Origin of the sequence: Longimicrobium sp. (assembly GCF_036280135.1) — a bacterium.
Taxonomy (GTDB): domain Bacteria; phylum Gemmatimonadota; class Gemmatimonadetes; order Longimicrobiales; family Longimicrobiaceae; genus Longimicrobium.
In genome coordinates this window covers 1-8435 of sequence record NZ_DASURI010000895.1, presented here as the reverse complement: position 1 = coordinate 8435, position 8435 = coordinate 1, and the positions used below count along the sequence as shown (strand labels likewise).

The following is an 8435-nucleotide window of genomic DNA, read 5'->3' as shown; positions in this document are numbered from 1 at the left end:
CAGGGACTTGAGGTGCGCGCGCTGTTTGGGGGTGATCTCCACGTCGCCGATCCGCGTGTCTGGTGAGCCTTGTCTTCCGGGCGCGGAAAGATAGCGAGCCCCGTGCCCGTCTGCATGCGCAAAGTGCGGGGCCCGCCGGTCCCGACGGATGAATCGACTACGTTAGGGCGTGAGAGGTGTTGATTTATTTCACACTTTGTTTACCTTTAGGCCGTCCACCATGTACTGCATCTTCCCGGAGACCAGACGTGACCGAGTCCGAACTTTCGATGCTCGTGCAGGACCTGGTGCAGCTGCCCGGCGAGACGGAATGGGTGGAGTTCAAGGAGAGCCGCGCCGAGCCGGAGGACGTGGGGGAGTACATCTCGGCACTCTCCAATTCGGCCGCGCTGCATGGAAAGGTCCGTGCGTACGTCGTGTGGGGTGTGCAGAACGGCACGCACGCCGTCGTGGGCACCACCTTTCGCCCGGGTGAGACGCGCGTGGGCAACGAAGAGCTGGAGCCGTGGATCTCCCGCCTTCTCACCCCACGCCTCGACTTCCGCTTCCATGAGACCACGGTGGATGGACGGCGGGTGGTGGTGCTGGAGATCCCGGCCGCCAGCCACACTCCCGTGCGCTTCAAGAGCGAAGAGTACATCCGGATCGCCAGCTACAAGAAGAAGCTGCGCGACTACCCGGAAAAGGAGCGGGTGCTCTGGCAGACGTTCTCGCGCATCCCTTTCGAGCAGGAGGTGGCGCTGGCCGGCATTCGCGGCGACGACGTCCTGGAGCTGATCGACTACGCCGCTTACTTCGCGCTGATGTCCATTCCCACGCCCACGGACCGGGATGCGGTCCTCGCGCGGCTGGAAGGCGAGCAGTTCATCAACCCCAGCGGCAGTGGCCGCTACGACGTGACCAACCTGGGGGGCATCGCCTTCGGCAGGGACCTGGGACGGCTGGGGCTCGGGCGAAAGGCCGTGCGCGTGGTCGTCTACAGGGGCAGCAACCGCGTGGAGACGCAGCGCGAGCGGACGGAGGAGCTGGGGTACGCGGCGGGTTTCGAGCGCATGATCGAGTACGTGAACGCGCAGCTTCCCACTAACGAGCACATTGGCCGGGCACTGCGCCGCGTGGAGCCCATGTACCCGGAGCTCGCCGTGCGCGAGCTCATTGCCAACGCGCTCATCCACCAGGACCTGTACATCCGCGGGACGGGGCCCATGGTGGAGATCTTCGACGACCGCGTGGAGATCACGAATCCCGGTACTCCGCTGATCGACCCGGCCCGTTTCATCGACCAGCCGCCCCGGTCGCGCAACGAGGCGTTCGCCGCGCTGATGCGGCGCCTGAACGTATGCGAGGAGCGCGGCACGGGAATCGACAAGGTGATCTCCACGGCCGAGATGTACCAGCTACCCGCGCCGGACTTCCAGGTGAACGACATCCACACCCGCGCCGTGCTGTTCGCACCCCGCACCATGAGCGAGATGAGCCGGGAGGACCGCGTGCGCGCCTGCTACCAGCACGCCGCGCTTCAGCACGTTTCCAATGGACAGATGACGAACACCACGCTCCGCCAGCGGTTCAACATCGCGGAAAAGAACTACGCGATGGCGTCGCGCATCATCGCCGATACGCTGGACGCTGGACTCATCAAGCCCTTTGACCCGACGAACCGGTCGCGCAAGCATGCCCGGTACATTCCGTACTGGGCGTAATCGCGCGGTTTCTTATGTGATGGTCATGTGACTGGAACGGCATTACGTGGGAGGCCCCGCCCCCAACAGCCGTATACTCGCTCGCGATACGCCTGTGCAGGACCGGCGCGGCTATGTGATCCGAAAGCCGCGCCGAGAAAAAATTCGAAACTATCAAGAGGAAGGGAGCCGGGAAGGACGCGGCCGCTACGCCGTCTCGCAACGGTTGCGGCCGTTGCTCTTGGCCTGGTACAGCGCGCGGTCGGCGGCGCGGATGAGGTCCGGGATGGTCTCGGCGTCGTCGGGAAAGCACGCCACGCCGAAGCTGGCCGTGAGTGCGCGCGGCACCTCGGGGTTGGGCGGCAGCGACTCCACCAGGATGCGCAGCCGCTCCGCCAGCTTGGCGCCCTCGTCCTTGGGCGTCTCGGGAAAGATCAGCGCGAACTCCTCGCCGCCGTAGCGGCAGGCGCTGTCCGTATTGCGGAAGGTGTGGCGCACCGCGCGGCCGATCCGCTGCAGCGCGTGGTCGCCCACCTCGTGGCCAAAGTCGTCGTTGATGCGCTTGAAGTGGTCGATGTCCAGCAGCACCAGCGACAGCGGGCGGTTGTAGCGCTTGGCCCGCGCCACCTCCATCTGCAGGATCTCGTCGAAGCCGCGCCGGTTGTGGCACCCCGTCAGCGGGTCGATGGTGGCCTGCGCCCGCAGCCGGTCCAGCAGCTCGGCGTTGCGCAGCGCCACGGCCGACGAGTCCGCCAGGGCCCGCAGCAGGGCCAGGTCGTGCGACTCGTATGGCGCGTCCGTCATCCGCTTGCCCAGGATGAGCAGCCCCGCGCCCCCCTCGCCAAAGTCCAGGGGCGCCACCACGGCCACCTCCGCCGGCACGTGGTCGCGGATCTCCGCGTCCTCCGGCGGGATCACGGGCGGCTGGCCGGGCGCGGCGATGGCCCGCACCACCCGCGCGGGGATGGCGTAGGCCACCGACTCGCCCCGCAGCGAGCGCACGGCGCGGCAGGTGTACTGCTCGCCGTCCGTGTGGTACAGGGCCGCCCACCAGGCAAAGAACACCTCGCCCACCGAGTCCAGCACCAGCCGCTCCGTCTCCTCCGCCCCGCGGACCACGGCCAGCGTGCGCGCCACCTGCTGCAGCGCCGTCAGGTGAAAGCGCAGCTGGTCCAGCTCCGACGACTGCGACGCCCGCTGCTCCTGCAGCGTCCACACGCGCGTCACGTGGTCCACCAGCGCGTCCAGGCTGGCGCGCGGCCACCCTTCTACCGACGGGGCGCAGTGCAGGGCGCCCTCGCCCCCCGGCGCCGTAAAGCCCGCCACCCGCACCAGCCCCGCCGGCGCGTCGCCCACGGAGAGGGGAACGGGGCGCGTGGGCACCTCCAGCCGCGCGGGGCCGCCCGTCAGCGCGCGCACGGCCTCCACGCACCCCTGCGCGCACTCCGCCGCCGTCCCGGACAGGGGGACGGAGGCGAACGCCAGCGCAACCGCCGCGGGATCGGGCGCGTGGCCCTCCCGCGCGTGCCTGGGCCGCGCCGGCGCTTCCATGGGTGCGTGCATCGGGGTGAGACGGGTGTCCGGCACAGTCGTCCCGGGGCGGACGCCTGCTGATACAAGCTGCTACAAAGCGACCACAATATAGCATGGATCGTTCCGCGATGGACAAGTGCCAGAGCGAAATCAGGGCCACCCGCGCGAAATCGGCCACTTTGGCGTCCACTTGGCGATTTCACCCGGCCTCGCCGCGACATCCGCCGTCGTCCCCGAACGCACGCGATCCCCGCCGTCACATGCTGGACGGCGGGGATCGCGGGGAATCTCGCAAATTGCGGCGCGGCGTCAGTCGCCGAAGCTCACGCCCAGCTGGCGCGCCGTCGTCACCAGCTCGCTGTCGGGCGGCACGCGCTTGAGGTCGTGCACGGCGTCGCCCAGGGGCACGGCGCGGATGTCGTTGCCCTGCAGCGCCACCATCGTCCCCAGGCTTCCCTCGCGGATGCAGCGCACGGCCGCGGCCCCAAAGCGCAGGGCCAGGCTGCGGTCGTAGGCGATGGGCTCGCCGCCGCGCTGGATGTGTCCCAGCACCAGCGAGCGCGTCTCCTTGCCCGTGGCCGCGCCGATCTCCGCCGCCAGCCGGTCGGCGATGCCCCCGTAGCGGCCGCTGGCGTCGGCAAAGCTGGCCTCACCATCCGCGGAGCGCGCGCCCTCGGCCACGACGATGATGCTGAACCGGCGGCGGCTGCGGTCACGCTCGCGCACCTTTTCCACGATGCGGTCCAGGTGGTACGGGATCTCGGGGATGAGGATCACGTCCGCGCCGCCGGCCAGCCCGGACTGGAGGGCGATCCACCCCGTGTGCCGCCCCATCAGCTGCACCACCATCACCCGCTGGTGCGCCTCGGCCGTGCTGTGCAGGCGTCCGATGGCGTCCGTGGCCACCTCCACGGCCGTCTGGAAGCCGAAGGTGACGTCCGTGGCCCGCAGGTCGTTGTCGATGGTCTTGGGCACGCCGATCACGGGCAGCCCCTTCTGGTACAGCGCGTGGGCGATGTTGAGCGAGCCGTCGCCACCGATGGCGATGAGGGCGTCGATCTCCAGCTCGCGGCAGCGCTGCACGATCTCGTCGCTGCGGTCCACCCGTCCCCAGGTGCCGTCGGGCTGGCGCACCTCCAGGCCGAACGGGTTGCCGCGCGTCGTCGTCCCCAGGATGGTGCCGCCCAGGTGGGTGATGCCGCGCACGGCGTTGGCCGTGAGGGGAAACACGCCCGGCTCGCCGTCTACGTCGCCCTCCAGGAGGCCCATGTAGCCGCGGCGGATGCCCAGCACCTCCCACCCCTCGTGCAGGGCGGCCAGGGTGGCGGCGCGGATCACGGCGTTCAGGCCGGGCGCGTCGCCGCCGCCGGTGTTGATGGCGATGCGGCGAACCTGCGGCAGGCTGCTGGCGGTCATCGTCCTCGGGGTCGCGTGGATGATCGTCGGGACAGATCAGGGGAAGGCAAGATACGCCCGTCCCCCGCACCGGCAAGCGACCGGACGTGGCAGCGGGTTGACGGGGCGGCGCCGCGCGGGTATGGTCCGGGCAGCCGCGGCGTATGGCGCCGCACCCGAAAATCCCGAGGGGAGGAAGCTGGAGATGGTGGCCGAAGCCGACGTGAAGAAGGCCCTGCGCAAGGTCAAGGACCCGGAGCTCAACCTGGACCTGGTGGTGCTGGGGCTCATCTACGACATCCGCATCGACGGCGGAAACGTGGAGGTGACGATGTCGCTCACCTCGCCCATGTGCCCCGTGGCGGGCGAGCTGCTGAACCAGGCGCGCGAGGCGGTGGAGGGCGTGCCGGGGGTGGAGAAGGCGGAGGTGGAGCTCACGTTTTCGCCGCCCTGGACGGCGGAGCGCATTCCGCCGACGATCCGCGCGGCGCTGGGGCTTTGAACTGCAGGGAATAGGGAACAGGGAATAGGGAATAGCCTGCAACTGCGGTCTGTGGCATGGGCAGGCGGTTCTCTGCGCCTCTGCGGCTCTGCGTGAGAAAGCAGTAAAGGACAGATACAGAAAAAGAGAAGGGAGCCGCCCCGGGGGGACGGCTCCCTTCCTTGCTTCCCGTCGGGCCGAGGTTACTCGGTGACGGTGATGGTGCCGGTCATGCCCATCATCTTGTGCGGCACGCAGGCGTAGTTGTACGTGCCCGGGGCCATGTCGATCTTGAGCTCGTAGGTCTCGCCGGCGTTGGTGTACAGCGGGCTGTCGGCCGGGGGCGTGAAGCCCGCGGGGTTGTTGTCGCCCTGCGAGAACGAGACGTTGTGCGGAATGCCGCTGGCGGCCATGGTCCAGCGGACCACGTCGCCCTTCTTGACGGTGATGGTCTTGGGCTGGAACTCGCCGGAGGCGCCGCCCTGCGTGGTCACCATCTGCACCTCGTGCACCTGGCCGCCGGCATCCGGCGTGGCCGTGGCGCCCGCGGTGGGGGTCACGGTGTTGCCCTGGGGCATCTCCACCGTCGGGGTGCCCGATGCGGCGGGGGTGCTGTTCTCCGTCGCAGGCGCGGCCTGCTCGTCGCCGCCGCCGCACGCGGCCGCAAGGGCCAGAAGCGCCACCAGGGGCAGCTTGTTCAGATCGCGAATGGACATCGTGTGATTCAGCTGTTTCGGGTTGCCTGATTGTCCGTGCCCGGAGCCGTCTCCCGTGGCACGCGAAGAATCTATCGCCGGGCCCATCCCCTTACAATACCGGGATTTCGCCCGTCCGCGTCGGAAAACGGATGATCGTGCGGCCCCGGCCGGTAGGGGAATCCCCCACAGGAATCCGGCGCTGGCTCCCCCTTCATTCTCCCGGGGTCTCCCCCGCCCCGCCGCGCATGCGGCCCACGTACTTTACCACCTCGATGGCCATGGCGCGCAGGAACCCGGCTTCGCGCGCGTCGGGGTCGGCGCGGCGCACGATCTCGCGCAGGCTGCGCATGACGGACTCCGTTTGCCGGCTCTTGAAGAAGTCCACCGTCCACAGGGCGCGCTCGGTGTCCGCGAACAGGCGCTCCAGCAGTTCCATGGGCGCCGGCTCCACGTCACGGCGCGGCGGGCGGAATCCCTGGTCCATCCCCTCGGCCACCATCCACAGCTCGTAGGCAAGGACGAGCACCGCCTGCGCCAGGTTGAGCGACGAGTGCTCGCTGGTGGGGATGATGCACGTACGGTGGCACAGGTCCAGCGCCTCGTTGCTCAGCCCGTGGTCCTCGCGCCCAAAGAGCAGCGCCACGGGCCCCGCCTGCCCCTCGACGGACTGGGCGGCGCGCGTGAGCAGCTCGGGGGCGATGGCGCGGGGGCGAGCCACGGCGCGCTTGGCCCGGCGGGCGCGGGCCGTCATCCCCACCACGTAGCTGCAGTCGCCCAGGGCGGAGAGCAGCGAGTCGTGGATCTCGGTGCGCTGCACGACGTCCTCGGTCCCGTGGGCAATGCCCTCGATGCGCCACGGGTCCCACAGCTCCGGCTGGATGAGCCGCAGCCGCGACAGGCCAAAGTTCTTCATCGCGCGGATGGTGCCGGCGATGTTCACGTAGTCCTGCGTTTGCCACAGCACCACGACGATGCCTTCCAGCGCGCTCCGTCCGCCGCCCGGCTCCGCCGCCTCGAATCCTTCCGCCATCTTTCTCTCGCTCGCCTGATTTCGAGAACAACAGCAACAGATTGATCTCACGCAGAGGGAGCAGAGGCAGCAGAGTACTGCAACTGCTTTTGAAGTACTGCTGCCTCTGCTCCCTCTGCGTGAGAATGCAGTTCGGTCTTTTCACGCGAAAACGCATCCACTCCGCGATGGGGTGGATGCGTTCGGCAAGGTAGACGGTCCGGGTGCGCGGGAGCAAGCGGATCAAAGGAATCCGCAGGCTATTCCCTATTCCCTGTTCCCTATTCCCTCACGCGGGAGGCAGGTCCCCGCCCCGCCCGTCGCGGCCCTCGCGGCGCGCCGTGCGCATGGAACCCGGGTCGGCGTTCATCCGCGCGGACATGCGGCCCAGCAGCACCCGCGCGGCGCGCACGTCGTGGCCCACGTCGATGAACAGCAGCGTCAGGTCGCCCGCGCCCCACAGCATGGCCGCCAGCACGCCGCCCTGGATGACCTCGGCAAAGAGGTTGAAGCCAGCACCGATCCCCTCGTACATCAAGCCCGCGACGACCTCGGCGATGATGGCCACCACCACGATCAGGGCCACGATCTTGAACAGCCGCGCCACGTACTGCAGGCCGATGTACGGCTCCGTGTCGTCCGCGCGGATGGAGCCCGGGTCGCGCCGCAGCTTCTCGACGTCCGTCTCGCCGGCGGAGGCGTTCGCCCCGCCCGGAGGCGTCACGCGGATGTCGCCCGCGGGCGCCGTGTCACGCGGGCGTCCCGCCTCCGTGGGCGCGGGCTCGCGCACGTGCCCCAGCTCCGCCGGCCGCTCCCACTCGTCCCGCGGCGTGGGCCCCACCGCGTCGTCGTCGCGTCCCATCACGTCCCTTTCCCCTTGTCCCGGTTGGTCCCGCCGCAATCCGCTTCCAATCTATCGCCGCCGCCGCTCCGGCACGAACAGGTGCGCGTCCGTCACCCCCACCCGCCGCGCCGTCTGCGCCGCCCAGTCCAGCCGCGCCACCTGCTCAATGCCGTGCCCGTCGCTCCCCAGCGAGAACCGGACCCCGGCGTCCAGCGCGCGCCGCAGCAGCCGGTCGTGCGGGAGACGGTAGCGGTTGCTGATCTCCAGCGCCACCCCGCTCTCGGCCAGCGCCTGGACGTAGCGCTCCTCGCGCGCGTCCGTCCACCACGCGTCCACGTCGTCCTCCATCTCGTACAGGGCCGGCGGGGTGAGGGTGGAGTGCGCGGCGATCTGCACGGGCATGCTGCGCACCATCCGGCACAGCTCGTCCACCATCACGTCCATGAGCGCCTGCGGACGGTCCGCCCACTCCGGCGGGAGCTTTTCCCACCAGGGCGAGCCCATCCCCCCGCCGGGGAGGTTGAAGCCGTGGTTGGAGCCCACGCGGTAGTCGAACCGGTCCATCACGTCGTCCGGCAGCGTGTGCCACAGGTCGTCGCACCAGCAGAACTCGCCGGAGCGAAAGACGGGCGCGTCCTCCAGTGCGTCCAGGTACGCGTCCAGCTTTTGCCGCGTGGAGACGAAGCGGTCCAGGTTGCGCGTGGACACGTGGTCCGCCACCCCCACCGTCACCCCCAGCCCCGCCGCGACCTCGATCAGCCGGTCCAGCGGCACGTAGCCGTCGGACATGGTC

At 69.4% G+C, this 8435-nt stretch carries 7 protein-coding genes and 1 pseudogene; 2 read left to right on the top strand and 6 right to left on the bottom strand.

Annotated features, from left to right (window positions below):
• The first annotated feature begins 248 nt into the window (after positions 1-248).
• Positions 249-1703 (top strand): ATP-binding protein, encoded by a 1455-nt coding sequence (locus VFZ20_RS28905; protein WP_329687442.1) that lies wholly within the window; start codon positions 249-251, stop codon positions 1701-1703.
• A 186-nt stretch (positions 1704-1889) separates the two neighbouring features.
• On the opposite strand, the gene VFZ20_RS28900 is transcribed toward VFZ20_RS28905, so the two are convergent.
• Positions 1890-3245: a sensor domain-containing diguanylate cyclase gene (locus tag VFZ20_RS28900; RefSeq protein ID WP_329687441.1), complete on the bottom strand. Its 1356-nt coding sequence runs from the start codon at positions 3243-3245 to the stop codon at positions 1890-1892.
• Between the two features lie 279 nt (positions 3246-3524).
• On the bottom strand, positions 3525-4631 hold the full coding sequence (locus VFZ20_RS28895) for an ATP-dependent 6-phosphofructokinase (RefSeq protein WP_329687440.1): 1107 nt from the start codon (positions 4629-4631) through the stop codon (positions 3525-3527).
• Between the two features lie 184 nt (positions 4632-4815).
• On the opposite strand from VFZ20_RS28895, the gene VFZ20_RS28890 reads away from it, so the two are divergent.
• Positions 4816-5112 carry a metal-sulfur cluster assembly factor gene (locus VFZ20_RS28890; RefSeq protein ID WP_329687439.1) on the top strand — a complete coding sequence of 99 codons (297 nt, stop codon included), beginning with the start codon at positions 4816-4818 and terminating at the stop codon, positions 5110-5112.
• A gap of 182 nt (positions 5113-5294) precedes the next feature.
• On the opposite strand, the gene VFZ20_RS28885 is transcribed toward VFZ20_RS28890, so the two are convergent.
• The 4 genes and pseudogenes from VFZ20_RS28885 to VFZ20_RS28870 form a co-directional block, all read right to left on the bottom strand.
• Positions 5295-5807, bottom strand: a complete 513-nt coding sequence (locus VFZ20_RS28885; protein WP_329687438.1) for a plastocyanin/azurin family copper-binding protein — start codon at positions 5805-5807, stop codon at positions 5295-5297.
• A 193-nt stretch (positions 5808-6000) separates the two neighbouring features.
• The gene (locus VFZ20_RS28880) at positions 6001-6819 is read right to left on the bottom strand and encodes an RNA methyltransferase (protein ID WP_329687437.1); all 819 of its coding nucleotides are present in this window, start codon (positions 6817-6819) and stop codon (positions 6001-6003) included.
• Positions 6820-7087: 268 nt separating this feature from the next.
• Positions 7088-7663, bottom strand: a complete 576-nt coding sequence (locus VFZ20_RS28875) for a hypothetical protein (protein WP_329687436.1) — start codon at positions 7661-7663, stop codon at positions 7088-7090.
• Between the two features lie 48 nt (positions 7664-7711).
• A pseudogene (locus VFZ20_RS28870) lies at positions 7712-8435 on the bottom strand (hypothetical protein); the annotation flags it as partial.

Bases quoted from the DNA above. Each gene is read 5' to 3' on its own strand.
- VFZ20_RS28900 (WP_329687441.1), bottom strand. From the start codon at position 3,245: ATGCACGCACCCATGGAAGCGCCGGCGCGGCCCAGGCACGCGCGGGAG.
- VFZ20_RS28895 (WP_329687440.1), bottom strand. From the start codon at position 4,631: ATGACCGCCAGCAGCCTGCCGCAGGTTCGCCGCATCGCCATCAACACC.
- VFZ20_RS28890 (WP_329687439.1), top strand. From the start codon at position 4,816: ATGGTGGCCGAAGCCGACGTGAAGAAGGCCCTGCGCAAGGTCAAGGAC.
- VFZ20_RS28885 (WP_329687438.1), bottom strand. From the start codon at position 5,807: ATGTCCATTCGCGATCTGAACAAGCTGCCCCTGGTGGCGCTTCTGGCC.
- VFZ20_RS28880 (WP_329687437.1), bottom strand. From the start codon at position 6,819: ATGGCGGAAGGATTCGAGGCGGCGGAGCCGGGCGGCGGACGGAGCGCG.